At 66.1% G+C, this 25,159-nt stretch carries 25 protein-coding genes; 7 read left to right on the top strand and 18 right to left on the bottom strand.

The window, feature by feature from the left end; translation table 11 throughout:
* Positions 1-171 precede the first annotated feature (171 nt).
* The 3 genes from N4S67_RS10430 to pe are packed head-to-tail and all read left to right on the top strand — an operon-like array spanning position 172 to position 5,780.
* Entirely contained in the window at positions 172-1,593 is a 1,422-nt protein-coding gene (locus N4S67_RS10430; RefSeq protein ID WP_260993075.1) for a condensation domain-containing protein, read from the top strand.
* A gap of 42 nt (positions 1,594-1,635) precedes the next feature.
* A complete protein-coding gene (locus N4S67_RS10425) occupies positions 1,636-4,623 on the top strand; it encodes an MMPL/RND family transporter (protein ID WP_260992867.1) in 2,988 nt (995 codons plus the stop codon).
* An 11-nt stretch (positions 4,624-4,634) separates the two neighbouring features.
* A complete protein-coding gene (gene pe / locus N4S67_RS10420; protein ID WP_260992866.1) occupies positions 4,635-5,780 on the top strand; it encodes an acyltransferase PE in 1,146 nt (381 codons plus the stop codon).
* A 10-nt stretch (positions 5,781-5,790) separates the two neighbouring features.
* On the opposite strand, the gene N4S67_RS10415 is transcribed toward pe, so the two are convergent.
* Positions 5,791-6,465: a GAP family protein gene (locus N4S67_RS10415; RefSeq protein WP_260992865.1), complete on the bottom strand. Its 675-nt coding sequence runs from the start codon at positions 6,463-6,465 to the stop codon at positions 5,791-5,793.
* Positions 6,466-6,561: 96 nt separating this feature from the next.
* On the opposite strand from N4S67_RS10415, the gene N4S67_RS10410 reads away from it, so the two are divergent.
* A complete protein-coding gene (locus tag N4S67_RS10410) occupies positions 6,562-7,047 on the top strand; it encodes a flavin reductase family protein (RefSeq protein WP_260992864.1) in 486 nt (161 codons plus the stop codon).
* Positions 7,048-7,057: 10 nt separating this feature from the next.
* Here the strand turns inward: N4S67_RS10410 and N4S67_RS10405 are convergent, their stop codons facing one another.
* The 5 genes from N4S67_RS10405 to N4S67_RS10385 are packed head-to-tail and all read right to left on the bottom strand — an operon-like array spanning position 7,058 to position 11,138.
* Positions 7,058-7,219: a hypothetical protein gene (locus N4S67_RS10405; RefSeq protein WP_260992863.1), complete on the bottom strand. Its 162-nt coding sequence runs from the start codon at positions 7,217-7,219 to the stop codon at positions 7,058-7,060.
* Between the two features lie 54 nt (positions 7,220-7,273).
* The gene (locus N4S67_RS10400) at positions 7,274-8,026 is read right to left on the bottom strand and encodes a succinate dehydrogenase/fumarate reductase iron-sulfur subunit (protein WP_260992862.1); all 753 of its coding nucleotides are present in this window, start codon (positions 8,024-8,026) and stop codon (positions 7,274-7,276) included.
* Entirely contained in the window at positions 8,023-9,942 is a 1,920-nt protein-coding gene (locus tag N4S67_RS10395; protein WP_260992861.1) for a fumarate reductase/succinate dehydrogenase flavoprotein subunit, read from the bottom strand. Before N4S67_RS10395 ends, N4S67_RS10400 begins: the two co-directional genes overlap by 4 nt.
* Before the next feature lie 32 nt (positions 9,943-9,974).
* The gene (locus N4S67_RS10390) at positions 9,975-10,793 is read right to left on the bottom strand and encodes a hypothetical protein (RefSeq protein ID WP_260992860.1); all 819 of its coding nucleotides are present in this window, start codon (positions 10,791-10,793) and stop codon (positions 9,975-9,977) included.
* 48 nt (positions 10,794-10,841) lie between these two features.
* Positions 10,842-11,138, bottom strand: a complete 297-nt coding sequence (locus N4S67_RS10385) for a hypothetical protein (protein WP_260992859.1) — start codon at positions 11,136-11,138, stop codon at positions 10,842-10,844.
* A gap of 112 nt (positions 11,139-11,250) precedes the next feature.
* On the opposite strand from N4S67_RS10385, the gene N4S67_RS10380 reads away from it, so the two are divergent.
* The 3 genes from N4S67_RS10380 to nirD all read left to right on the top strand — a co-directional run bounded on the left by N4S67_RS10380 (position 11,251) and on the right by nirD (position 15,038).
* Positions 11,251-12,009, top strand: coding sequence for an isocitrate lyase/PEP mutase family protein (locus N4S67_RS10380; protein ID WP_260992858.1), 759 nt, complete (start codon positions 11,251-11,253; stop codon positions 12,007-12,009).
* Positions 12,010-12,120: 111 nt separating this feature from the next.
* Positions 12,121-14,685, top strand: coding sequence for a nitrite reductase large subunit NirB (nirB, locus tag N4S67_RS10375; RefSeq protein ID WP_260992857.1), 2,565 nt, complete (start codon positions 12,121-12,123; stop codon positions 14,683-14,685).
* Positions 14,682-15,038, top strand: coding sequence for a nitrite reductase small subunit NirD (gene nirD, locus N4S67_RS10370; protein ID WP_260992856.1), 357 nt, complete (start codon positions 14,682-14,684; stop codon positions 15,036-15,038). Before nirB ends, nirD begins: the two co-directional genes overlap by 4 nt.
* A gap of 1 nt (position 15,039) precedes the next feature.
* Here nirD and N4S67_RS10365 read toward each other — a convergent pair whose 3' ends face one another.
* The 12 genes from N4S67_RS10365 to N4S67_RS10310 form a co-directional block, all read right to left on the bottom strand.
* The gene (locus N4S67_RS10365) at positions 15,040-15,720 is read right to left on the bottom strand and encodes a sirohydrochlorin chelatase (RefSeq protein WP_260992855.1); all 681 of its coding nucleotides are present in this window, start codon (positions 15,718-15,720) and stop codon (positions 15,040-15,042) included.
* Complete coding sequence (locus tag N4S67_RS10360; RefSeq protein ID WP_260992854.1) at positions 15,717-16,859, bottom strand: uroporphyrinogen-III synthase; 1,143 nt, start codon at positions 16,857-16,859, stop codon at positions 15,717-15,719. Before N4S67_RS10360 ends, N4S67_RS10365 begins: the two co-directional genes overlap by 4 nt.
* The gene (locus tag N4S67_RS10355; protein ID WP_260992853.1) at positions 16,856-18,262 is read right to left on the bottom strand and encodes a nitrate/nitrite transporter; all 1,407 of its coding nucleotides are present in this window, start codon (positions 18,260-18,262) and stop codon (positions 16,856-16,858) included. The genes N4S67_RS10360 and N4S67_RS10355 overlap by 4 nt, the downstream gene beginning before the upstream one ends.
* A 96-nt stretch (positions 18,263-18,358) precedes the next feature.
* Positions 18,359-18,922, bottom strand: coding sequence for a GNAT family N-acetyltransferase (locus N4S67_RS10350; protein ID WP_260992852.1), 564 nt, complete (start codon positions 18,920-18,922; stop codon positions 18,359-18,361).
* A gap of 9 nt (positions 18,923-18,931) precedes the next feature.
* Positions 18,932-19,837: a 5-oxoprolinase/urea amidolyase family protein gene (locus tag N4S67_RS10345; protein WP_260992851.1), complete on the bottom strand. Its 906-nt coding sequence runs from the start codon at positions 19,835-19,837 to the stop codon at positions 18,932-18,934.
* Positions 19,837-20,505 (bottom strand): 5-oxoprolinase subunit B family protein, encoded by a 669-nt coding sequence (locus tag N4S67_RS10340; RefSeq protein ID WP_260992850.1) that lies wholly within the window; start codon positions 20,503-20,505, stop codon positions 19,837-19,839. The genes N4S67_RS10345 and N4S67_RS10340 overlap by 1 nt, the downstream gene beginning before the upstream one ends.
* Before the next feature lie 74 nt (positions 20,506-20,579).
* Positions 20,580-21,281 (bottom strand): queuosine precursor transporter, encoded by a 702-nt coding sequence (locus N4S67_RS10335; protein ID WP_260992849.1) that lies wholly within the window; start codon positions 21,279-21,281, stop codon positions 20,580-20,582.
* Between the two features lie 12 nt (positions 21,282-21,293).
* Positions 21,294-22,202, bottom strand: coding sequence for an ABC transporter substrate-binding protein (locus tag N4S67_RS10330; RefSeq protein ID WP_260992848.1), 909 nt, complete (start codon positions 22,200-22,202; stop codon positions 21,294-21,296).
* A gap of 13 nt (positions 22,203-22,215) precedes the next feature.
* A complete protein-coding gene (locus N4S67_RS10325; protein ID WP_260993074.1) occupies positions 22,216-23,256 on the bottom strand; it encodes a YeiH family protein in 1,041 nt (346 codons plus the stop codon).
* Positions 23,257-23,473: 217 nt separating this feature from the next.
* Positions 23,474-23,758 (bottom strand): EF-Tu/IF-2/RF-3 family GTPase, encoded by a 285-nt coding sequence (locus N4S67_RS10320; protein WP_260992847.1) that lies wholly within the window; start codon positions 23,756-23,758, stop codon positions 23,474-23,476.
* Between the two features lie 8 nt (positions 23,759-23,766).
* A complete protein-coding gene (locus N4S67_RS10315) occupies positions 23,767-24,567 on the bottom strand; it encodes an SDR family oxidoreductase (RefSeq protein WP_260992846.1) in 801 nt (266 codons plus the stop codon).
* Entirely contained in the window at positions 24,564-25,148 is a 585-nt protein-coding gene (locus N4S67_RS10310) for an acyl-CoA-like ligand-binding transcription factor (protein WP_260992845.1), read from the bottom strand. Before N4S67_RS10310 ends, N4S67_RS10315 begins: the two co-directional genes overlap by 4 nt.
* Between the last annotated feature and the right edge of the window lie 11 nt (positions 25,149-25,159).

Here is a 25,159-nt window from a genome sequence, read left to right as displayed (position 1 = left end):
ACGGTCGGCGGTCAGCGTTCCACGGTCGGGCTGTCCCTGCAACACAACGCCTTCGAACCCGTGGGGCGGCTAGGCGTATCAGCAGTGCAGACGACGGTGGCTGACTCGAGGGCTATGTTGATCACGCCACGAGTGCCGTCGGACCTCAGCCGTCCAGAACGCGGAGGAAAATTGCGCATCGGAAAAGTCACGGTCGGCTCAATCGACGATTGGACACCGAGCCCGGGCGTGGTGACCTCCTGGCATGCAACACCCGCAGCTGTGGAAAAAGCGCGGCGAGCTCCGGTCAGTTCCGTGCCGGTCAGCTATATGCAAGCGCAACACATTCGCGGTTGGTGCAATCAGATCGCCTCGGGACTCGACTATTCGCGCCAAATCGTGGCGACATGCGAAGTGCCTGGCCAGTGCGACATCTCGGCCATGAATCACGCGCTCAACGCCTATCTCCGCCGGCATGACACATATCGGAGCTGGTTTGAATACACCGGAGCGGGCGACGTCGTCAGACATACCTTGATTGACCCTGCCGACGTCGAATTCGAGCCGATCACCCATGGCGAAATGACCATTGACGACTTGCACGGTCATGTGGTGGCCATACCGACTCCGCTGGAATGGGGTTGCTTCACCTTCGGCATTGTTCAGGGCGAAGATCACTTCACGTTCTATGCGAGCATCGACCACGTCCATGGCGACGCGGCGCTGATCGGGATCACGATGCTCGAGTCCCATGGCATGTATTCCGCGTTGACGAAGGATGACGAGCCGCTGGCGTTGCCCGATGCGGGCAGTTTTGACGACTTCTGCGTCCAGGAACGTGAATACACGTCGGCTTTGACGGCTGATTCGCCAGAGGTCCGCGCGTGGGTCGACTTTGCTGAGAACAACAACGGCAGCTTCCCCGAGTTCCCGTTGCCGCTGGGCAACCCGCTGGAGCCCACCGTCGGTGACATGGTGTCGGAAGTGCTGATGGACGCGCAACAGTCAGAGCGATTCGAGGCGGCCTGCACGTCCGTCGGCGCCCGGTTCATCGGTGGCTTGTTCGCCTGTCTCGCCCAGGTCGAACACGAGTTCACCGGCGCCGCCACCTACTACGGGCTCACCCCCAGAGACACCCGCCGTACGTCGGACAACTTCATGACCCAGGGCTGGTTCACCGGCTTGGTTCCGATCACCGTTCCGATCGCCGCCGCGTCGTTCGGTGACGCCGCCTGGGCGGCACAGGCCTCATTCGACTCGGGCCTGAACTTGGCCAGGGTGCCGTATGACCGCGTGTTGGAACTGGCGCCGTGGTTGGACAAGCCCCGGCCGAACTTCTCGGTGTCGAACTTCTTCCATGGGGGCGCCGCTCCGCTCAACGCGGTGCTCGCCGCAGCCGAAATGGGTTATGCGAAGAACATCGGAATCTACTCGGACGGAAGATATTCCTATCAGTTGACCATCTACATCTTCCGGTACGAGGATGGCACGGCGATGGAGGTCATGCTGCCCGACAACCCCGTCGCCCATAAATCGGTCGCCCGCTACATGGAGGCGATGAAGTCCGTGTGCACTCGGGTCGCCGATACCGGACATTGGGGCCGCGTTGCGTAGGCATGGTGAGCGGGTGCCTGTTTCGAACTCTCACCGGGTGACATGCGACGCCTAGCCGACTTCGTGGTGCGGTGGCCCTGGGTGGTCATCGGGGTCTGGCTCGCGATTGCGGTCGCGCTGCCGCTGACGTTCCCGAGCCTCAACGAGATGGCCCAGCGGCATCCGCTCGCGATCCTGCCCAGTGATGCCCCGTCCAGCGTCGCGGCCCGGCAGATGACCGAGGCGTTCGACGAATCGGGCACCGACAGCCTCATGCTCGTTGCGCTGATCAACGACAACGGGCTCACACGCGACGACGAAGCCACCTACCGCAAACTGGTGGACGCGCTGCGCGACGACCCGATGGACGTCGTGATGTTGCAGGATTTCCTCAGCACACCGCAATTGCGCGGGTTCTTGACCAGCGAGGACAAGACGACGTGGGTGCTGCCGGTCGGTCTCGCCGGCGAGTTGGGCACGCCGCGGTCCTACGACGCCTACAACCGAGTCGACGACATCGTCGAGCGCAGTGTCGCGGGGTCCCCGCTGACAGTGCACGTCACCGGGCCCGCGGCCACCGTTGCCGACCTCACCGTCGCGGGCGAACGGGATCGGCTGCCGATCGAGATCGCAATCGGCGTCCTGGTGCTCGCAGTGCTGCTGATCGTGTACCGCAACCCGATAACCATGCTGCTTCCCTTGGCGGCGATCGGGACATCGCTGGTCACCGCCCAAGCCGTGGTCGCTGCCCTGTCCCACCTCACCGGATTGGGCGTGTCCAACCAGTCCGTCATCTTCCTGAGCGCCATGATCGCCGGTGCGGGAACGGATTACGCGGTCTTCCTGATCAGCCGCTATCACGACTATTTGCGATTCGGGGCCGGTGTCGAAGAAGCGGTGAAACGGGCGATGATCTCGATCGGCAAGGTGATCACCGCGTCCGCCGCGACGGTGGGGCTCACCTTCCTCGGAATCAGTTTCGCCGACATGGGGGTCTTCTCCACGATCGGCGTGTCGTCGGCTATCGGTATCGGGGTGGCGTTCCTCGCCGCCTTGACCCTGCTGCCGGCCATTCTTGTTCTGGCCGGGCCGCGCGGATGGGTCAAGCCGCGGCGTGAGCTGACCGCTCGGTTCTGGCGACGTTCGGGTGTGCGCATCGTGCGCCGGCCGAAGGCCCATCTGGTGGCCAGCGTGCTCGTTCTGTTGATCCTCGCCGGCTGTGCGGGCTTGGTGAACTACAACTACGACGATCGCAAGGCCCTGGGGCCGGAGGCTCCGAGTTCGGTGGGATATGCCGCGCTGGAACGCCATTTCGACGTCAGCCAGGCCATACCCACCTACATCCTCGTCCAGTCACCGCGCGACCTGCGCACACCACGGGCGCTTGCGGACCTGGAGCAGATGGCGCAGCGTGTCAGCCAGCTGCCTAACATCGCGCTCGTCAGTGGCATCACCCGACCATTGGGGGTGGTTCCGCAAGAGTTCAGGGCGACATACCAGGCGGGCATCGTCGGTGACCGGCTTGCCGCCGGTTCCGCTCAGATCACGGACAACACCGAAGATCTCGACCGGCTCGCCGCCGGAGCCAGCACGCTGGCCGACAGCCTCGAGGACGTACGCGCCCAGGTCAACCAGATCGCGCCGAGCATCCAGGGCCTGATCGACGCCTTCTCCTCGATGCGAGGCGAGTACGGCGGGGACAAGTTGGTCAGGGATGTCGAAACCGCCGCGAAACTCGTCAACAGCGTCAACGCGCTGGGCAACTCGATCGGCGTGAACTTCACCTCCGTCAGGGACATGTTCGCCTGGGTGGGGCCGGTGCTGATGGCGCTGCAGGGCAACGCGATCTGCGATGCCAATCCGTCGTGCAGGGACACCCGCGTCCAGTTCCAGAAACTCGTCACCGCGCAGAACAATGGAAGCCTCGGCGAGATCAACGATCTGGCTCGACAACTCCAAGGGTTCGAAGACCGGCAGACCCTCACCGCAACGGTGAACGAACTGAATAGTGCGCTCGGAAAACTCCAGAAGGCCGTGCGAACCATGGGACTGGACCAACCGGGTGGGCTCGAGGGGGGTGTCGCCGAGATCCGGCAAGGCGCCGACCGTCTCGCCGATGGCAGCCAGCAAGTGGCGACAGGGGTGGACCAACTCGTCGACCAGATCGAACTGATGGGGACCGGACTGCGCGAGGCATCGTCGTTTCTCCTGACGATGAGGAACGACGCTTCCGATCCGGCGATGGCGGGATTCAACGTTCCGCCGCAGGTGCTGAATCTGGCCGAGTTCAAGAAGGCCGCCCAGATGTTCATCTCGCCGGATGGGCACTCGGTGCGGTACCTGGTGCAGACCACACTCGATCCATTCAGTACCGAGGCGATGGATCAGGTCACGGCGATCAGCGACACAGCCCGGGGAGCGCAGCCGAACACCGCGCTGGCCGACGCGTCGATATCGATGGGCGGATTTCCCGCTGCGCTCAAGGACACCCGCGACTACTACGAGAAAGACATCCGGTTCATCATCGCCGTCACCCTCGTCGTCGTCCTCCTGACCTTGATGTTGCTGCTGCGCGCCATCATCGCCCCGCTGTATCTGGTTGCCTCGGTGGTGGTGTCGTACTTCGCAGCAATCGGCATCAGCGTCCTGGTATTTCAATACGCGCTAGGCCAGGAATTGCACTGGAGTGTGCCCCCGCTGGCCTTCGTGGTGTTGGTGGCGGTGGGTGCCGACTACAACATGCTCTTCGTGTCACGCATGCGCGACGAGTCCCCGACCGGCATGCGTTACGGCGTCATCCGCACGCTGTCATCGACCGGCGGTGTGATCACCGCGGCCGGTCTGATTTTCGCCGCGTCGATGAGCGGTCTCCTGTTCTCCAGCATCAGCACGGTCGTCCAGGGTGGGTTCGTGATCGGTGTCGGTGTCCTGCTGGACACCTTCCTGGTACGGACCATCACGGTGCCCGCCATGGCAACATTGGTGGGGCGAGCGAACTGGTGGCCGTCGCGATTGAGCGCGCAACGGTTGCCGAGCGGGCAGGCGGAGTGAGGGGAGCGGGCATGAGGCGACTTCTCGCGTTCGCCGCTACGGTCGTAACTGCCTGCACCGCAGGCGGTTTCGGGTTTGGCATCGCGGCGGCTGACGAACCGCCGGTCCCGCCGACTGACGATTCGCGGGCCGCGCCCGCACCCCCGACGCCGCAGCGCGGGACCCCGGGCAGGGCGTACGCGCTGGGCGGCGCCCACGTCCTGGGCATTCCGTACGACGAATACATCATGCGAACCGGCGCGGACTGGTTCCCGGGGCTGGATCGGCAGATCGTCGATTACCCCGCCGGTCAGGTGCAGGGACACACCCTGGAACGGATGTTTCCGGGCATCGGCCGACTCGACGACTCGTTCCCCGGACTGGGCATCGACGGGCCCAGCGTCGGGGAGTCGGTCGACGTGGGAGCGCCGAATGTCGTACGGGCGATCCGTGAGGGTGGTCCCGGCACCGCGATCGGTTTGTCCGAGGGCGCGATGGTGCTCAACGCCGTGCAGGAACGGCTTGCCTACGACCCGGCCGCTCCGCCACCGGACCAGTTGAGCTTCGCCATGTACGGCGACCCCGTGGCACGGCACGCCTTCGGTGAGAGCTTTCTGACCCAGATGTTCCCCGTCGGCAGCGTGGTTCCCTCGCTCGACTACCGCATTCCGCCTCCGGTCGAAAGCCAGTACGACACGCATCACTTCGTCTCTGCCTACGACAGCATCGCCGACTGGCCGGACAGGACGGACAACTGGCTGGCCGTCGCCAACTCGATTGTCGGTCTCGCGACAGGTCATACCGCCGTGGCGTTCACCGACCCGAGCATGGTGCCGCCGCAGAACATCAGAACGACCGTCAACTCCAGGGGCGCGAAGACGACGACCTATCTGATTCCCGAGGAGCACCTTCCGATGGTGCTGCCGTTCAAGTACCTCGGGGTTCCGAAGGAGACGCTGATGCGGCTCGACGCCGTCCTGCAGCCCTATGTGGATGCGGGATATTCGCGCAACGACAATCCGCTGACCGCGCCGATCTCGGTGGATCCGGTGAACGGCTATGACCCCGCGGCCGTCACGGCACCGGCCACGCAGGCCGCCTTCGGCGGCGCCGCAGATCCGCTCTCGCAGCTGCTCTCCGGCGTCCAGTACGTGTTGAACAATCAGCCGAAGCCGTAACGTCCGGCCGCTACAGTCCGGCGAACCCCACGCCGAGCAACACGCAGCCGATAGCGGCCAGCAGCGCGGCGACCCCGCGGCGGCCTCGGAACCGCAGCCAGTCGTGCAGCGCTGACAGCGTTGCGCGGGTACGGTCCGGAGCCAGCAGGTAGCACACCAGCGGGACCTCCACCAGCGCGAACGCCACTACGTTGAACAGCATCAAGGCGCCGAACTGAATGGCGGCCGCGGCCCCGGACGCGACGATGAGTGCCAGCGCCGCGACGTAGTCGACTGACGGTAGCGCGATGCCGAGACCCGCGACGCCCGCCGCCCACAGTGAGCGGCCGCCCCGCAGAGCCCGGATGCGGGTCGCGAGCCGACCCGGTATGCGGTTCACTCGGCCAGCTGGTCCGTTGCCGCGCTGACCTCCGATCAGCCCCGTGGCCAGCAATGCCGCGTTGACCAGTACCACCGCGCCGACGACGATCTGCACCTTCGGCAGGTTGAAGTGTGCAGACCCGAGTGCTGGCCGTAGGACGAACAGCACGGTCACGCCCACCGTGGTGCCCATCGCGAACCCGCCGGCGAGGAAGGCGAGCAGTTGCAGGCCCGGCCGGGGGCGGTTGATCATCAGGACCGTCATGCCGACTCGGAACGGCTCGAGGCTGACGGCCACGGCCATTACCAACAACGTGATCCACATGACGGGTCATCAGGTTACCGAGCGCGGCCTTGCGCTAGCCCGATCGAAACTTGCCGGGGACAGTTTCGATGGTCGGAAGGTGTCAAAATGGAACCAATGAGTGCCACCAACCTGAGCCCGACCACGCTACGCGAAGCGTTCGGACACTTCCCGTCCGGCGTGATCGCGATCGCGGCGCAGGTCGACGGGGCGCGTGTCGGCCTTGCGGCGAGCACATTCGTTCCGGTGTCGCTGGAACCGCCGCTCGTGTCGTTCTGCGTCCAGAACACCTCGACGACATGGCCGAAGCTCAAGGACCTGCCGTGTCTGGGCATCAGTGTGCTCGGCGAACTGCACGACGACGCGGCGCGCTCCCTCGCCGCCAAAACCGGTGACCGCTTCGCCGGTCTGCAGACCGTGTCCACTGAGTCGGGCGCGGTGTTCATCGAGGGCACCAGCGTCTGGCTGGAGAGCTCGATCGAGCAACTCGTCCCGGCAGGCGATCACACCATCGTCGTCCTGCGGGTCAGCGACATCACGGTGCACGCCGACGTCGCGCCGATCGTCTTCCACCGCAGCACGTTCCGGCGGCTCGGCGCCTGACGATCCGCGGTCAGGGACGAGCGCTGAGCTCTTCCCGGTAGCCGGTGATCCGCTGTTCGAGTTCGTCGGCGTCCGCGGTGCGGCCCTCCTTGCGGGCCAATGTGGCGCGAGCCGAGAGCTCGCGAATTGCGGTGCGAATGTCGTTGACGCTGTGCGGTTCTCGAATAGCCACAGTGCTGCCTTTCGTCGTTGATTGGCCGCTACTGTGCAGGGTACCCCCGGGCTCCTAGCGCCGCCGGAAGATCTTGTCGCCGAGCCACACCACCGGGTCGTACTTGCGGTCGGCGGCCCGCTCCTTCATCGGAATCAAGGCGTTGTCAGTGATCTTGATGTGTTCGGGGCAGACCTCGGTGCAGCACTTGGTGATGTTGCAGTAGCCGAGACCGTGCACCTCTTGGGCGTCCTCGGCGCGCCGTTGGTGCACGTCGAGCGGATGCATGTCGAGTTCGGCCTGCCGCATCAGGTAGCGCGGACCGGCGAACGCCTTCTTGTTCTCCTCGTGGTCGCGCACCACGTGGCAGACGTTCTGGCACAGGAAACACTCGATGCACTTGCGGAACTCCTGGGACCGGTTCACGTCCTCCTGCGCCATCCGGTACTCGCCGGGCTGCAGATCCTTGGGCGGCGTGAAAGCGGGGATCTCCCTGGCCTTCTCGTAGTTGAACGACACGTCGGTGACGAGGTCGCGGATCACCGGGAACGCCCGCAGCGGGGTGACGGTGATGGTCTCGGTCTCTTCGAACGTCGACATCCGCGTCATGCACAGCAGCCGCGGCCTGCCGTTGATCTCCGCCGAGCAGGAGCCGCACTTGCCGGCCTTGCAGTTCCACCTGACCGCGAGATCGCCGGCCTGGGTCTGCTGCAGCCGGTGGATGATGTCGAGCACGACCTCACCCTCATTGACCTCGACGGAGAAGTCCTGCAGCGCGCCGCCCTCGTCGTCACCGCGCCACACCCGCATCTTTGCCTCGTAGCTCATGCGTCTCTCCTCGACGAGTGGTTGGCGAGTTCATCAGGCGTGAAGTACTTCTCCAGCTCTTCGATGTCGATCAGCTCGAGCAGGTCATCGCGCATCGGCACCTGGTCCTGCTTGGTGATCGCGATCTCGGGGACGATTGGGTCGCCCTCGGCACGGCAGACCAGCAGGGTCTTCCGCCAGTCCGACTCCATCGACGGGTAGTCGTCGCGGGTGTGCCCGCCGCGGCTCTCGGTGCGCTCCAGTGCCGCCTTGGCCACACACTCGCTGACCAGGATCATGTTGCGCAGGTCGATCGCCAGGTGCCAGCCGGGGTTGAACTCCCGGCCACCCTCGATCTGCACGTGCTTGTAGCGCTCGCGCAGCTCGGTGAGTTTGTCCAGCGCCTCCTGCACTTCTTCGGCCTTGCGGATGATGCCCACCAGGGCGTTCATCGTGTCCTGCAGATCGAGCTGCAAGGTGTACGGGTTCTCCGGGCGGTCACCGTTGGTGGCGCGTTCCAGTGGCGCCAGCGCCAGCTTGGTGGCGTCGGACACTGCGTCCTCGGAGACGGCGGGCCGCTCCGACAGCGCGCGAACGTAGTCGGCCGCGCCCATCCCCGCGCGCCTGCCGAACACCAGCAGGTCGGACAGGGAGTTACCACCCAGCCGGTTTGACCCGTGCATCCCGCCGGCGCACTCGCCCGCCGCGAACAACCCAGGTGTCTTGGCGGCCGCCGTATCCGGGTCGACCTCGATGCCACCCATCACGTAATGACACGTCGGCCCGACCTCCATGGGCTCCTTGGTGATGTCGACCTCGGCCAGCTCCATGAACTGGTGATACATCGAGGGCAGCCGGCGCTTGATCTCCTCGGCGGGTAGCCGGGAGGCGATGTCGAGGTAGACGCCGCCGTGTGGGGTGCCGCGTTCGGCCTTGACCTCGGAGTTGATGGCGCGGGCCACCTCGTCGCGGGGCAGCAGGTCAGGGGTGCGCCGCGCGGAGTCGTTGTCCTTGAGCCACTGGTCGGCTTCCTCGACGCTCTCGGCGTACTGGCCTTTGAACACCGCCGGGATGTAGTCGAACATGAAGCGGTTGCCCTCGGAGTTCTTCAGCACTCCGCCGTCGCCGCGCACACCCTCGGTCACGAGGATGCCCTTGACGCTGGGCGGCCAGACCATGCCCGTCGGGTGGAACTGGACGAACTCCATGTTGATCAGGGTGGCCCCCGCCCGCAGCGCCAGCGCGTGCCCGTCGCCGGTGTACTCCCAGGAGTTCGACGTCACCTTGTAGGACTTCCCGATTCCGCCGGTGGCAAGCACCACCGCGGGGGTCTCGAACACGATGAATTTGCCGGTCTCGCGGAAGTACCCGAACGCCCCGGAGATGCGGTCGCCGTCCTTGAGCAGGTCGGTGATCGTGCATTCGTGGAACACCCTGATGCGTGCGTCGTAGTCGCCGAGTTCTTCCTTGTCCTCCTGCTGCAGCGAGACGATCTTCTGCTGCAGGGTGCGGATGATCTCCAGACCGGTGCGGTCGCCGACGTGGGCCAACCGCGGATAGGTGTGACCGCCGAAGTTGCGCTGGCTGATGCGTCCGTCCTTGGTGCGGTCGAACAGGGCGCCGTAGCTCTCGAGCTCCCATACGCGGTCGGGCGCCTCTTTGGCGTGCAGCTCGGCCATCCGCCAGTTGTTGAGGAACTTGCCGCCGCGCATGGTGTCCTTGAAGTGCACCTGCCAGTTGTCTTTCGAGTTGGCGTTGCCCATCGCCGCCGCGCATCCACCTTCGGCCATGACGGTGTGGGCCTTGCCGAACAACGATTTGGTGATGACAGCGACCTTCAAGCCGCGTTCGCGCGCCTCGATGACCGCACGCAGACCCGCGCCGCCGGCACCGATGACGACCACGTCGTACTGATGCCGTTCGACCTCAACAGCCATGAATGAACCTCACTACTTTCTCAAAAGACTTGTCAGCCAATGAATCTCAGGTCGGAAATGGTGCCGCTGGCCACCAGCATGATGTAGAAGTCGGTCAGCATCAACGTTCCGAGAGTGACCCACGCATACGTCTTGTGCCGTGTGTTCAGCGCACTCACCTGCGTCCAGAACCAGTAACGGACGGGGTGCTTGGAGAAGTGCTTGAGGCGGCCGCCGACGATGTGGCGGCAGGAGTGGCACGACACCGTGTACACCCAAAGCATCACCACGTTGACGACGAGAATCACGTTGCCCAAGCCGAATCCGAAGCCGGACGGCGAATGGAAGGCGATGATCGCGTCGTAGGTGTTGATCAACGAGATGATCATCGCGATGTAGAAGAAGTAGCGGTGGGTGTTCTGGATGACCAGCGGAAAGCGCGTCTCGCCAGTGTAATTCGCGCGGGGCTCGGCCACCCCGCAGGCGGTCGGCGACTGCCACACAGAGCGGTAGTAGGCGCCGCGGTAGTAGTAACAAGTCAGCCGGAACAACAACAGGAACGGCAGGGATGCCGCCGCGTAGGGAAGCCACCACACGTCGGGGATGAACTGTCCGAAGTGGCTGGCCTCGGGGACGCATCCCGTGCTGATGCACGGAGAGTAGAACGGCGTCAGGTAGTGGTATTCGGCGACGTAGTAGTTGTTTTGCAGGAAGGCGCGCACCGTCGCGTAGATGACGAACGCCGCGAAGCCGAGATCGACGACCAGCGGCGACTGCCACCAGCGGTCGGTCCGCAGGGTGCGCTCGGATATCTGGGCACGGCCCTTGGAGAAGACGCCGGGACCTGGACGGTCGGCGGTGGGTGCGCTCACTGTTGCCTTTCGATGTCGATGTGTCCCTTGGCGGTCGGTGGGGTGCGGTTACCGCGTACCGCCGAGGCCCTCGTCGTCGACATCGCGCCAGAAGTCGGTGTCGTACGCAGTGTCCGGAATGGCGATGCGCTCGCCGGAATGGTGGTGACGGGAGACGCCACGCGCCAGCTCGAGTTCCTCGGCGTCGATGTCGAGCCGATCGATGTCGTTGAGGATGCGCTCGGCGTCGTTGACGATACGGCGGGTGGCCGGGGTGTCCCCGTATCGCGACGCCAGAGACGTCACGCACCGCCGCAGGCTCCCGATTAGCTCGTGCAACTCGGCGAGCTCGGTAGTGCTGGACAAATCGACCTCCTTGGGCTGAAGGGTGTCACGAATCACAGTACGACACCCGATGCTAGCCACATCATGGAGTACGGAGTGAGACAGCTCACGTCGAACCAGCGGAGGTAGGCAGATGTACGACGACACACTGCGGCAGCGGGCCGATGCCCTACTGGCGTTGCACCAGCCGGGCAACCCCGTGATCCTGCCGACGGTATGGGACGCGTGGTCGGCCAAGCTGGCGGTCGAGTCGGGGTTTGCCGCATTGACCGTGGGCAGTCATCCCGTCGCCGACTCCGTTGGTCGGTCCGACGGAGAGGGCATGACGTTCGCCGAACTGCTGACTCGCGTCCAGCAGATCACCGACGCGGTCGATGTGCCGGTGTCGGTCGACATCGAGTCGGGGTACGGCGAGGCACCCTCGCGGCTCATCACCGGCCTGTTGGATGCCGGCGCCGTCGGGCTGAACATCGAGGACACGGTGCACAAGGAGGGGGGACGGCTGCGTTCGGGCGCCGAGCACGCCGAACTGGTCGGCGCACTGCGAAAGGCGGCCGACGAATCGGGCGTGCACGTAGTGGTCAACGCCCGCACCGACGTCATCTTCCGCGAAGACGGCGATGCATCCGACCGTGTCGACCGGGCCATTGCGCGCATGAACGAAGCCGCCGCCGCCGGTGCCGACGTGCTGTACCCCGTGGGTTTTCATGACTCGGACACCCTGCGGCGCTTGGCATCTGAGCTACCGCTGCCCATCAATGCGATAGCGCAACCCGATACTTCCGATCCCTCCTCGTTCGGTCCACTGGGGGTGGGCCGCGTCAGCTTCGGCCCATTCCTGCAGTGGGCGCTGTCCGCGCGGGCCAAGGAACTGCTCCAGCGCTGGTCCTAGCCGCGTAGGCGCCGCCTCTCACAGCGGGGTTTCAGCGACGGTGAGCACACCGTGATGGGCGCTTCACACAAGGGCACATTGCGGCAATATCGGCTACCTAACCTCGGCGCCATGCGGTCAATCAAGAACGTCGTGGTCGTCGGCCACGGCATGGTCGGTCACCGGTTCGTCGAGGCGCTGAGGTCGCGGGACTCCGACGGCGCCTGGCGGGTGACGGTGCTCGCCGAAGAGGCCGATGCCGCCTATGACCGCGTCGGGCTCACCGGGTACACCGAGCACTGGGATCGCGGCCTGCTCGCCCTGCCGGGCAACGACTATGTGGGCGACGACCTCGTCGAACTGCGACTGGGCAGCAAGGTCACCGAGATCGACAGGGCGGCCAAGTCGGTGCTGACGGCCGACGGACGACGCGTCGACTACGACGCGCTGGTGCTGGCCACCGGTTCCTACGCGTTCGTGCCACCGGTGCCCGGCCACGACCTGCCGTCGTGCCACGTCTACCGCACGCTCGACGACCTCGATGCGATCCGCGTCGCCGCCGAACGGGCGATCGCCGAGGGCGAGGTGCCGGCGGGTGTCGTGATCGGCGGTGGCCTGCTCGGGCTGGAAGCCGCAAACGCGTTGCGGGCATTCGGCTTGCACGCCCACGTTGTGGAGATGGCGCCGCGACTGATGGCCCAGCAGCTCGACGAGGCCGGTGGAGCGCTGCTCGGCCGGATGATCGGCGATCTCGGGATCGACATCCACACCGGCGTCGGCACCCAATCGATTCGGCCGGCGCAACGCAATCGGCCCGTCCGGCGGTCGGCGGACAACGATGCGTTGCGAGTGACACTGAGCGACGGGACGTTCATCGAGGCCGGTCTCGTGGTGTTCGCCGCCGGTGTGCGGCCCCGCGACGAGTTGGCTCGCGCCTGCGAGCTGGAGGTTGCCGAACGCGGGGGCGTACTGACAGACCGAGCCTGTGCCACAAGCGATTCAAGCATCTTCGCGATCGGCGAAGTGGCCGCGATCGAAGGCCGCTGCTACGGGCTCGTGGGTCCGGGTTACACCAGCGCGGAGGTAGTGGCCGACCGTCTGCTGGGCGGGGCTGCGGAGTTCGGTGAGGCCGACATGTCGACCAAGCTCAAACTGCTCGGTGTCGACGTGGCCAGCTTCGGCGACGCAATGGGTTCCACCCCGAAGTGCCTCGAGGTGGTGGTCAACGACGCCGTCAATCAGACCTACGCCAAGTTGGTGCTCTCCGACGACGCCAAGACGCTGCTCGGCGGCATCCTGGTGGGCGACGCCTCGGCCTACGGGATCCTTCGGCCGATGGTCGGTGAGGCGCTGCCGGGCGACCCGATGGCGCTGATCGCACCCGCCGGATCCGAAAGCGGAGCAACGGGTCTCGGCGTCGGCGCACTGCCCACGGCAGCCCAGATCTGCTCGTGCAACAACGTCACCAAGGGTGATCTCACCGACGCGATCGCCGGTGGCTGCTGCGACGTGGCGAGCCTGAAGAAGTGCACACTGGCGGGGACCTCGTGCGGTTCGTGTGTGCCGTTGCTCAAGCAGCTTCTCGAAGCCGAGGGCGTCGAACAGTCGAAGGCGTTGTGTGAGCACTTCAGCCAGTCGCGCGCCGAGTTGTTCGAGATCGTCTCCGCAGGCCCCTCGGAATCGGTCCGCACCTTCACCGCACTGATCGAGCGCTTCGGGACCGGAAAGGGTTGCGACATCTGCAAACCCGTGGTCGCATCGATCCTCGCCTCGACCAGCTCCGAGCACATCCTCGACGGGGAGCAGGCCTCGTTGCAGGACTCCAACGACCACTTCCTCGCCAACATCCAGAAGAACGGCAGCTACTCGATCGTGCCGCGGTCACCCGGCGGCGAGATCACCCCCGAGCAGTTGATCCTGATCGGCGAGATCGCCAGGGACTTCGATCTCTACACCAAGATCACCGGCGGCCAACGCATCGACATGTTCGGCGCTCGGGTCGACCAGTTGCCAGAAATCTGGCGCCGACTGGTCGAGGGCGGCATGGAGTCCGGCCACGCCTACGGCAAGGCGCTTCGGACTGTGAAGAGTTGCGTCGGCAGCACGTGGTGCCGGTACGGCCAGCAGGACTCGGTCGACATGGCGGTGTCCATCGAGAACCGCTACCGGGGCCTGCGCGCACCGCACAAGATCAAGATGGCCGTCTCCGGATGCGCCCGCGAGTGCGCCGAAGCGCAGAGCAAGGACGTGGGCGTCATCGCCACCGAGCAGGGCTGGAACCTCTACGTGTGCGGCAACGGCGGGATGTCCCCGCGACACGCGCAACTGCTGGCCGGCGACCTCGACGACGAGACGCTGATCCGCTACATCGACCGGTTTCTGATGTTCTACATCCGCACCGCCGACCGCCTGCAACGCACTGCGCCGTGGCTGGAGGCGATGGACGGCGGTCTCGATCACCTGCGAGAGGTGGTGTGCGACGACTCGCTGGGCCTGGCCGCTGAGTTCGAGGCGGCCGTCGAACGTCACGTTGCCGGCTACGCCTGCGAGTGGAAGGGCGTACTGGACGACCCGGAGAAGCTGTCGCGGTTCGTATCGTTCGTCAACGCACCAGATGTCGCCGACCCCACCGTCGAGTTCACCGAGAGGGCGGGGCGCAAGGTCCCGCTCGAGATGCCGAAGGTGCCGCAACGATGAGTCTGATCAACGACATTGCGGTGTGGACCGCCGCGTGCGCGTACGACTTTCTGATCCCCAACCGCGGGGTGGGAGTACTGCTGGCAGACGGGACCCAGGTCGCGCTGTTCAAGCTCGACGACGGATCGCTGTGTGCGGTCGGCAACATCGACCCGTTCTCCGGAGCCGCGGTGATGTCGCGCGGCATCGTCGGCGACCGCGGCGGCAGGCCGACAGTGCAGTCACCGATCAAGAAGCAGGCGTTCGCCCTCGACGACGGCGTCTGCCTCGACGATCCCGGCATCGCGCTGCCGGTCTACCGCACCCGCGTCACCCCCGACGGGCAGGTAGAGATCGGCGACCTCGCGGAATGACTCAGGCGGCGAGCGGCACCCCGACGCGCCGGAAGCGGTTCGCGATCAGCCGCACCATCGAGGGATGCGTGCCCAGTGGATCCGCGACCGCGTCGGCTCCGCTGTCGCGCAGACGATCTTGAAAGAGTCCGTCCGCCAACAGGTATGACGCGACCACTACCCGGTCGGCACCTGCGCGGCGCAACGCGTCGACGGCCTCGGGTACGCGCGGCTCGCCGGTGGCCGCGTACGCCAGCTCGACCCGGTCGCCGACGACCGCGGACAGCAGCGCCGCGGTCTGGCGCAGATCCGACTGCGCCTGCGGATCAGACGTCCCCGCCGCGGCCAGCACCACCGCGTCGCCGTGCCGCCAGCCGCATTCGATGAGCCGCGCAGCGACCACGCGGACCGTCTGCGGACACGGGCCGAGGGGTGCGGTCACGGTCACCGCGGGATGACCGCTCGCCGCAATGTGAGCCGGCAGGTCGACGCGGACGTGGTAGCCGCTGGCAAGGAAGGCGGGCACGACGACGGCAGGCTCAGCCAGCTCGCGAAGCACCTCGCTGGGGGTGGGCCCGAGCACGTCGACGAACGCCACGCGGACCGGCTTGCCCAGCCGATCCGACACGCGTCGCGCCAGATCGCCGACCATCCCCACACCACTGCCCTTCCTGGTGCCGTGCGCGACGAGAACGAAACTCACGGAGCGCGTTCCTCGTCTACGGCCAACCGGTATCCCCGCTTCACGACGGTTGACACGATGTTCTTGTCGCCCAACGCCGTTCGCAAACGCAAGACTGCGGTCTCGACCGCATGGGTGTCGCTGCCGTTGCCCGGAAGTGCACCGAGCAGTTCATTGCGCGACACGACGGCGCCGGGCCGGTGCGCCAACGCGCGCAGCGTGGCCATCCCGGCCGGTGACACGGACTTGATGACTCCGTCGAGCAGGACGCAGGTGCCACGGATCTCCAGCACGTGGCCGGCCACCCGGACCGTACGGGCACACAGCAGCGGCAGTTCGTCGGTGATGTGACGGGCCAACGCGCCCAGGCGCATTCGCTCGGGCGCCGATGTCGGCACGCCGAGTCGCACGAGCGGACGCGCGGTGACCGGGCCGACACACATGGCGTGCACCTCGCCACGCAACGCCGCCAGCACGCGATCCTCGATGCCCATCTCCTTCGCGCGCAGCAGCATCGAGGCGACAGCCGGTGCCGACGTGAAGCTCACAGCGTCGAACTTCCCGTCCGCCACACCTGACACCAGTTGGTCGAAGTCACCGTTGCGCGGCGCGGGGCGCCAACGGTATACCCGAATCGGCACCACGTCCGCGCCCGCGGCGCGCAGCTCGTCGAGGAACTCCGGGAACGGGTCCCATTCATCGGTCGCACCATGCAGTTGCACCGCGATGCGTTGTCCTGCAATCCCGCCCTCGACCAGATAGTGCAGCAGCTCGCGGGACGACTCCGAGTCCGGCGACCACTCCTCGGGAAGACCGGCCGCTCGCAGGGCTCCGGTGGCCTTCGGTCCACGCGAGACGACGCGGGCCTTGCCGAGGGCGGTGAGGAGATCATGCGTCAGTCCCCAGCCGTCGGCGGCCGCGATCCAGCCCCGAAAACCGATGCCGGTGGTGGCGATGACGATGTCGGGCGGCGCCTCGATCAGTGACAGGGTGTGTTCCCGCAATTGCTCGTCGTCGGGCAGCGGCACCATCGTGATCGCCGCGGCGCTGGTCACCGTGGCGCCGCGTCGTTGCAACAGCGCACCGAGCTCCTCGGCACGTCGGGCGGACGTCACCGCCACCCGAAAACCGGTGAGCGGTGCCCAGTCGGGCTCACTCATGCTCCATGTGTAAGCAGGTTGTGTTGCGCGGGTGTTTCCTCGGCATTGCTTCGGAGTGTCGCTGGGCGCCGGACGTACATGATCCACGTCACGGCGGAGGCGACCACGTAGAACACGGCGAAGATCCAGAAGGCCGACGTTGCCGAAGCGCTGCTCAGGTAGGACTGGCGCAGCGCGAGGTTGATGCCGACGCCGCCGAGCGCTCCGATCGCCCCCGCGAAGCCGATCAGTGCACCGGACATGGCGCGCGACCAATGCTGACGCTCGGCCTCACTGAGCTCGAGAGAACGGCTGCGTGCCTCGAAGATCGACGGAATCATCTTGTAGACGGAGCCGTTTCCGATGCCGCTCAGCAGGAACAGGGCGATGAAGCCGACGACGTAGCCGGTCATCATCGTCGCGGTCGCGGGACCGGACGTGGTGTCGTCGAGTGTGCTGATCCCGACCAGCACACCGGCGGCCAGGATCATTCCCGCGAACACCGCGAGAGTCACCCGGCCCCCGCCGATCCGGTCGGACAACTTGCCCCCGTACACCCTGCTGACCGAGCCCAGCAGCGGTCCGATGAACGCGATCTGCGCGGCGTGCAGCGCGGCCTCTGCCGCGGTTTGCCCGCCTGCGATGAAGTTGATCTGCAGCACCTGCCCGAATGCGAACGCGAAGCCGATGAACGACCCGAATGTGCCGATGTAGAGCAGAGAGATCACCCAGGTGTCGCGTACGCGCAGGATGGCGACCATCGAGGTCACATCGATCTTGTGCTGTTCGAGGTTGTTCATGTACAGCGCCGCGCCGATCCCGGCGGCGGCCAACGCCATTAGATAGACCGCGCACACCCAGTACGGCTGCCGGTTGCCCGCCGTCGCGATCACGAGCAGGCCGACGAGTTGGACCATCGGGACCCCGATGTTGCCGCCGCCGGCGTTGATGCCCAGGGCCCAGCCCTTCAACCGCTGCGGGTAGAACGCGTTGATGTTCGTCATCGACGACGCGAAGTTCCCGCCACCGAATCCGGCCAACGCCGCGCACAGCAGATACGGCCACAGCGGCAGGCCCGGATTGGCCAACAGCCACATGGTGAACACGGTCGGGATCAGTAGGACGAACGCCGAGAACACCGTCCAGTTGCGGCCACCGAACGTCGCGGTCGCCAAGGTGTAGGGAATGCGCAGGCATGCGCCCACGAGCGTCGCGGTGGCGCCGAGGAGGAACTTGTCACCAGCGGAGAAGCCGTACACGGACTCCGGCATGAACAGCACCATCACCGACCAGATGGACCAGACCGAGAAGCCGATGTGCTCGGCGGCGACCGACCAGATCAGGTTGCGGCGGGCGATCTTCTTGTTACCGGCTTCCCACGCGACGGTGTCTTCGGGATCCCATTCGGTGATGGTGTGCGACATGGCGCCAACGCTAGGAACGCTTTATTGCGCGAAGTCGCCTGTCGATAACCCCGCCGTGAATTTCCGCTCACCCGGTAACCGGCGGGGGTGTGAGCTTCACCAGACGTCGCCGTCGCGCCAGTCGCAGGTGATCTCCAGCGAGGTGTCGATCTCGCATCCGACCGGCAACACGTACAGGCCGTTGTCGTCGTCGGGGGTGCGGGTCACACCGGCGGGCGCCAGCACCGACGTCGCGCCGCGCCAGGGTAGCCAACCGCGCGACTCGTACATGGGTCTGCCCAACTCCGACGCGCTAAGCGCGCCCAACTGGTACGCGCCACGGATCACCTGCTCGGCGGAGTCCATCACGGCCTGAGCGAGGCCGTGGCCGCGCCGGTCCTCGCGCACCGCGACGCCTTCGACGTAACCACAGCGAAGCGCGGTGTCGCGGTAGAGCATTCGCCGCTGCACCACGGCGGCATGGGCGATCAGCGCGCCATGGTCGAAGATCATCGCGTGCATGCCGCCCAGTGTGTGTTCCCAGTCGGCGTCGGTGAAGTCACCGCCGAAGGCCTCGATGACCATGCGCCGGGCGTCCTCGCGCGTCTCGGCGTCGAGATCGGAGGTGTGGATCAGGCGGGCCGTGTGAACCGCACGCACGCGGGGAGCTTGTAGATCCACACTGCCGTTCTACCAGTCTTGCGCCCCGTTCTGGAACGGTCTGCGCGGACGCGACCAATGCATCCGCACCGTCTGCCCCGGCCGGATCTGGGCGACTTTGTCGATGTCGTCATCGGTCACCACACCGATCACCGGATAACCGCCGGTCACCGGATGGTCCGGACCGAGAATCACCGGAAACCCGTTCGGCGGCACCTGGATCGCGCCGCGAGCCGCGCCCTCGCTGGGCAGCTGGCGGTCCGGCCAGCGGTACTCCAACGGCATCCCGACCAGTCGTGAGCCGACCCGGTCGCTCTTGTTGGTCACCTGCCAGTTGGTGCGGACCAGCACGTCGGGGTCGATGAACCAGTCGTCGCGCGGGCCGGGCACGACCATCAGCTCCAACACGTCGCCATCGATGGCGGCGACCGGCGCCTGGTCGACTTCGGGGAATTCCTCAGTGTGCGCACCGATGGGTAGCACGTCACCGGGCTGCAGCGGCTGCGGGCCGATCGCCGACATCACGTCGTAGGACCGCGACCCGAGAACCGGCTCGACGTCGAAACCGCCGCGCACCGCAAGATAGCTTCGCAACCCCGCGTGCGGCGCCGCCAGAGAGATCACCTCACCGTCCCGGGCGTAGTGAATACTGTTGGAGCCGAACGGAACTCCGTCCACAGCCGGGTCGGTGTCGGCGCCGGTCACGGCGATCGCGATGCCTTCCTTTCCGCCGCCGCGCACGCGTGCGGTGAGCCCGCCGAACGTCACTTCGATGGTGGCGCGGTCGTCAGGGTTGGCGACCAACCGATTGGCCAGCAAGTGCGACCGGCGATCGGCCGCGCCTGAGCGGCCGACGCCCATGTGCGCCAATCCGGGGCGCCCCAGGTCTTCGACCAGGGCCAGCGGTCCGGACTGCAGGATCTCCAGCGTCGGCATCACTTCACCGCCGTGAACTGGACCCACATGCCCGGTGTCAACAGTGCCGGGCCGTCTCGATGGACGTCCCACAGCGCCGGCTGCCCGTCGGCCAGGTGCCCGATCAACTGCCAGCCGCCGGGAGATTCGCGCGGATAGACGCCGCTGAACTCACCTGCCAAGCCCACCGACCCCACGGGCACCTTGGTCCGCGGCTCGGCCCGGCGCGGCACCTCGAGTCGGTGGTCACCGCCGATGAGGTAGGCGAAACCCGGTGCGAAGCCTCCGAATCCGACACGCCAGGGAGTTCCGGTATGCGCGTCGATGACCTGGTCAGGAGTCAGCCCGGTGAGGCGGCCGACCTCGTCGAGGTCGGGTCCGTCGTAGACGACAGCCAGCTCGACATCGACGCGTGGCACCTCAGAGGCGCTGACGTCGTCGGCAGTCACCTGCAGTTTGGCCAGCCGCTGCCGGGTCGGCGCCTGATAACGGGGCCCGGCCAGCTTGATCAGCACGGTGCGCGACGCGGGGACGATGTCGAGCACGCCGAGCAGTTCGGCGTCACGAATCGCCTCGGCCCACGCCAACACCTCGGCGGTGCTGTCGAACTCGAGCAGCAGCGCCTGATCACCGTAGTCGTGCACGGTGCCCATCACGTTGGGGTTCGTCACCTCGGCAGTCACACTCATATTCCGAACTTACTGCCGAGTAGCTACCCAGGCTCGTGCTCTGTGAACCTTGCCAGAGGAGTTTTAACGAAGCCTCAAACGGCGGGCTGATATGTGGGCTCGCGGCGCTTGATGAACGCGATGACGCGATAGGTCACCGGCAGGACCACCACTTCGACGGCCGTCTTGTAACCCCACCCGAGCGCGACGTAGGTCAGAAAATCGTCGAAGCTGCTGATGCCGATGGCACTGGCGGCGATGCTGCAGAACACGAGCGTGTCAGCGAACTCGCCGACAACCGTGGAGCCGATCAGCCGCGCCCACAGATGCCTCTCACCCACCCGCTCCTTGATCCGCACCACGACCCAGGCGTTCAGCGTCTGCCCGACGATGAACCCGGCGAGCCCCGCGAAGATCAGCTGGGTGAAGGGCTTCACCACCGCTTCGAACGCCGCCTGGTTGGTGTAGAAGTCGGCAGCAGGCAGATAAGCCGTGAGCCAGAACGTGAACGCCGCCACCGCCTCCATGGCGAACGCGATGTAGATCGCCCGCCGGGTGGCCCTGAACCCGTAAACCTCCGACAGCACGTCGCCGATCACGTACGTCAGCGGAAACACGATGAACCCGCCGTCGGTGATCAGAGACCAGTCACCGATGATCGGCCCGAACGCGATGCCCTTGGTGGCCGCGACATTCGAGATCAGCACCAGGCCGGTGAAGACCGCGACGAGTATCGGATAGTAGGCCGATCCTGTCGTCGCGAATCCGCGGTGGTCCCTTTCCAGCGTGCCGGTCACCCGGACATCTTGTCAGGCCAGGGCGGAGGCGATGCGTGCCGGCAGCCGGTCGGCCACAAGGGGGTACGACAGCGGCGACGCGAACGCGATCGCGCCCGCGAGTTCCTTGCCCGTGAACAGATTGCGCTTGCCCCGCTGCGCGACAGCCGGGTCGGCCAGCAGCGCCGCCTGTTCCTCGTCGCTCTCGGTGCACCAGATCAGCACGTCCGCGCTGTCCATCCCGTCGGCGAGGGCGAAACCCATCTGCGTCAGGAAGTCCCCGCGCCAGCCTGGACTCAAGGTTGCCGGCTCACCGCGCTCGAGACGACCCTGCAGCAGCATCACCTTGCGCGCGGCGAACGACGGGTTGGCCTCGGCGACGGCGAGAAATTTCTGGTCGACTCCGGCGATCAGGGCCGTCATCTCGTCGTGCTTGAACACGGCTTGGCCGACGGCCGACGCCTGGTCTTTCCACGGCTCGAAGAACGCATCCTGGCCCGCCTGGGCGATCGTCGGTGCGATACCCGACAGCCGGTTGTAGGTGTCCTGGTCGAGGCCGGCGTTGGTCGCGACGATCAAATCGGGCCGCAGCGAAGCGATCTGGTCGATTTGAAGACCGTCGGCCAGGCTGAGCACCACCGGCTGCGCGCCACCGAGTTTCGGTTGCGCCCAGGGCCATACAGCGAACGGTTCCGCGCCGAACCAATCGGTCACCGCTATCGGCACGACGCCGAGTGCCAGCAGGTCGTCCTGCTCGGTCAGTCCCGCGCTCACGACGCGGGCGGGTGGTGCGGGGATCTTCGTCTCGCCGAAGACGTGTTTGACGGTGACGGAGCCGTCCTTGGCGACCTCGCCCGGCTTGTCGGATCCGCAGCCCGCCGCGAACAGCGCCGCGCTCGCTGACAGTGTCAGGAAGCCTCGCCGGGACAGCGGAGTGGACACCCGGCGAGCCTAGCTAACTGACCTCGAAGTTCCCGAACAACACGACGGCGAGGCCGAGCGCGACGACGATGTTGACGACGGTCGCCGAGGCGAACACCACGACCGGGCGCCAACCTGCCTCCTTGAGTCCCTTCAGGGAGAACTCCAGGCCGATCGCGACGAACGCGAAGATCAGAAACCAGGTGCGCAGGTCGTTGACCGTGGTGATCGCGGCCTTGTCGCCGCCCCACTGCAGATACAGCGTGCCGATGATGGACGCGGCGATGAAGCCGAGAACGAACTTCGGGAACCGCTGCCAGAACTGGCCGAGTGTGGGCCGGGCGTCGGCAGCCGACTTCCGCTCGACCTTCAGTGCGAAGTAGGCGGTGAGGGCGATCGCGACGACGCCGATCAGCGCGTTCTGGGTGGTCTTGACGATGGTCGCGATCTGCAGTGCGTCCTCACCGGCGATGGCCCCCGAGGCCGCGACGGCGGCGGTGGTGTCGATGTTGCCGCCGATCCACGCACCGGCCACCGCGTCGGACAGATTGAAAACGTCGGCCAGCCACGGCAACAGGAAGATCGAGGGCAGCGCGAACGCGATCACCAGCGATGCGGCGTAGGCCAACTGCTCGCGCTTGGCCTGCACGGCGCCTGCCGCGGCGATGGCCGCGCTCACTCCGCAGATCGACACCGCCGAGGCCAGCAGTGCCCGCAGCTTGTCCTCCAGCTGCAGTAGCCCACCCAGCCACCAGGTGAACCCGAACACGATGGAGATCAGCAGAAGCGCCTGAATGATCGCCGGGCCTGCGGCCGTGACGAGCACCTTGAGGTTTATCGACGCGCCGAGGAGTACCAGGCCGGTCTTGATGAAGAACTCGGTGCGGAACCCGCCCGACAGCGCGTCGCGCAGAGCGAGCCGCGACAGCACCGCATTGCCGATGAGTCCCAGCGCGATTGCGTAGACCGGAAATTCGATCGATTTCGCGACGCGTTCGAAGGCGGTGCCGTCCGCCCACACCGGCACCTGCGACTCCAGGAATCTGGTCGCGGCTCCCAGCGCGACGACGACCATCACACCGGCGACGGCGTATCCGATACCGGCCGAGCGGGTCCCGTCGCGTGTTTCGGCTACCTCGGTCACGGGATCACGCCGCCCGGGACCGCACCGACGAGCACGAGCGCAAGCAGGGTGAGGCCGACGATGACGGCCAGCCAGTCCTCGTTCATGGGCGGACGGTATGCGCGTGAGCCCCGGGGGGTCACCGATTGCGCTCAGCGCGAGTCGAATGTCAGACGATAACGGTGGTGCCCTCGATCGGAGGTGTCTCACCGGATGAGGTGAGGACATCGCCGCGATTGATGTCGCGCCGCTCGATGCCCTTGAACAGCACGCCGACGTCCTCGCCCTCGGTCACCTCGTCGCACTGCTTGCGGAACTTCTCGATGGCGTCGACGGTGAGGCCGGGGCCACCGTTGATGCGGACGGTGTCGCCGATACGCAGCGTGCCGCGGGCCACCTTTCCCGTCACGACGACACCACGGTTACGAATGGCGAAGGCGTCCTCGACCGTCATCTGAAAAGTCACGAGTGTGCCAGCCTCTTGTTGACCAAACGGGTGAGCCAGCCCGGCGAGAACCGCGCGCCGGTGGCCAGAACCTTCGCTTGCGACCCGACCGGGAAGTGCACCTGGTGAATGGCGCGGCGCAACCGTGAGGGCTCGGTGGCGGCCAGGATCGCGTCGGCGATGTCCTGAGCGGTCAGCCGGATGCCCAGCGAGTCCGTCGTACCGGTCTTGACGCTGTCGGTCATCGCGGTCTGCACGTACAGCGGCCACATGGCGATGACCCGGATGCCGTAACGATTCCATTCGAGGTCGAGGGCCTCGGTCACGCCGCGAACGAAGAATTTGGTCGCGCTGTAATTGGCGAGCTCGGCCTGGCCGTAGATCGCCGACGCGGAGGCGAGGTTGACCGCGACGGAATTCGGCGTCTGCCGCAGGTAGGGGAACGCGGTGTGCAGGCCGTTGACCACGCCCTTGGCGTTGATGTCAATCTCCTTGAAGTGGCCGCCCAGCTCCATCTCCTCGAACCGGCCTGCGCGCAGGATGCCCGCATTGTTGATGAGCACGTCGAGCCGGTTGCCTGCGGCCCCGACGAATTCGCCTAGCCGCTGCGCCATTTCGTCAGGATCGGTGACGTCGAGATGGCCGACGTGCGCGGTACCGCCGATCTGCTCGATTTCGTCGGACAGCGACTTGAGCCCGACCTCGTCGAGGTCGTAGCCGCCGACGACGAACCCGTTGCGGGCGAATGTCAGCGCGGTGGCACGGCCGATGCCTGCTGCGGCGCCTGTGATGAAGACAGATCTCCGGTGCGACGTCATTTGACAGCCATACCCGCTTCGATGAAGTCCAGGGCGCTGTACATCCGTTCCACCGCATCGGACGAATGGTCGATGACGGCCATCAGGCCGCCGGCGATCGCACCGATGAGCGCCCGCACCTCGAGGTCGTGCGGGTCCCGGCCGATGCGCGCCGCCTCGGTCTTGGCCAGCTTGGCTATGGTGCGGCGGTAGACGTCGAACTGTGCCGCCTTCAGTTCGGGCACCGACAGGACCAGCCGCAGCCGGGCTCGCTCGAACCGCCATTCGGCCGCGGAAACCGTCGCCATGGTGATTTCGAGCGCGCGCCGAAAGGCATGCAGCGTCGGCAGATTCGAGGGCTGTGCGGCGAGTGCGTCGAGCGTCACCTGGTCGAGGTCGTTGGCCATCAGCACTGATTCCTTGGTGGGGAAGTACCGAAAGAACGTGCTGGGCGAGATGTCGGACGCCTCCGCGATCTGCTCGATGGTGGTGTTGGTGTAGCCCCCCGCCTCGATCAGTCGCATCGCCTCGCGTCGAATGGTGTCGCGGGTCTGCAGCTTCTTACGATCCCGCAGACCCAGCGCGCGTCCGGTGACCCCCATGGGGCGATTCT

This window comes from Mycobacterium deserti (assembly GCF_025345615.1).
Lineage (GTDB): Bacteria > Actinomycetota > Actinomycetes > Mycobacteriales > Mycobacteriaceae > Mycobacterium > Mycobacterium deserti.
This window is presented reverse-complemented; position numbering and strand designations above follow the sequence as displayed.

Bases quoted from the DNA above. Each gene is read 5' to 3' on its own strand.
- N4S67_RS10425 (WP_260992867.1), top strand. From the start codon at position 1,636: ATGCGACGCCTAGCCGACTTCGTGGTGCGGTGGCCCTGGGTGGTCATC.
- pe (WP_260992866.1), top strand. From the start codon at position 4,635: ATGAGGCGACTTCTCGCGTTCGCCGCTACGGTCGTAACTGCCTGCACC.
- N4S67_RS10415 (WP_260992865.1), bottom strand. From the start codon at position 6,465: ATGTGGATCACGTTGTTGGTAATGGCCGTGGCCGTCAGCCTCGAGCCG.
- N4S67_RS10410 (WP_260992864.1), top strand. From the start codon at position 6,562: ATGAGTGCCACCAACCTGAGCCCGACCACGCTACGCGAAGCGTTCGGA.
- N4S67_RS10400 (WP_260992862.1), bottom strand. From the start codon at position 8,026: ATGAGCTACGAGGCAAAGATGCGGGTGTGGCGCGGTGACGACGAGGGC.
- N4S67_RS10395 (WP_260992861.1), bottom strand. From the start codon at position 9,942: ATGGCTGTTGAGGTCGAACGGCATCAGTACGACGTGGTCGTCATCGGT.
- N4S67_RS10380 (WP_260992858.1), top strand. From the start codon at position 11,251: ATGTACGACGACACACTGCGGCAGCGGGCCGATGCCCTACTGGCGTTG.
- nirB (WP_260992857.1), top strand. From the start codon at position 12,121: ATGCGGTCAATCAAGAACGTCGTGGTCGTCGGCCACGGCATGGTCGGT.
- nirD (WP_260992856.1), top strand. From the start codon at position 14,682: ATGAGTCTGATCAACGACATTGCGGTGTGGACCGCCGCGTGCGCGTAC.
- N4S67_RS10360 (WP_260992854.1), bottom strand. From the start codon at position 16,859: ATGAGTGAGCCCGACTGGGCACCGCTCACCGGTTTTCGGGTGGCGGTG.
- N4S67_RS10355 (WP_260992853.1), bottom strand. From the start codon at position 18,262: ATGTCGCACACCATCACCGAATGGGATCCCGAAGACACCGTCGCGTGG.
- N4S67_RS10345 (WP_260992851.1), bottom strand. From the start codon at position 19,837: ATGCCGACGCTGGAGATCCTGCAGTCCGGACCGCTGGCCCTGGTCGAA.
- N4S67_RS10340 (WP_260992850.1), bottom strand. From the start codon at position 20,505: ATGAGTGTGACTGCCGAGGTGACGAACCCCAACGTGATGGGCACCGTG.
- N4S67_RS10325 (WP_260993074.1), bottom strand. From the start codon at position 23,256: ATGGTCGTCGTCGCGCTGGGAGCCGCGACCAGATTCCTGGAGTCGCAG.
- N4S67_RS10320 (WP_260992847.1), bottom strand. From the start codon at position 23,758: ATGACGGTCGAGGACGCCTTCGCCATTCGTAACCGTGGTGTCGTCGTG.
- N4S67_RS10315 (WP_260992846.1), bottom strand. From the start codon at position 24,567: ATGACGTCGCACCGGAGATCTGTCTTCATCACAGGCGCCGCAGCAGGC.
- N4S67_RS10310 (WP_260992845.1), bottom strand. From the start codon at position 25,148: ATGGGGGTCACCGGACGCGCGCTGGGTCTGCGGGATCGTAAGAAGCTG.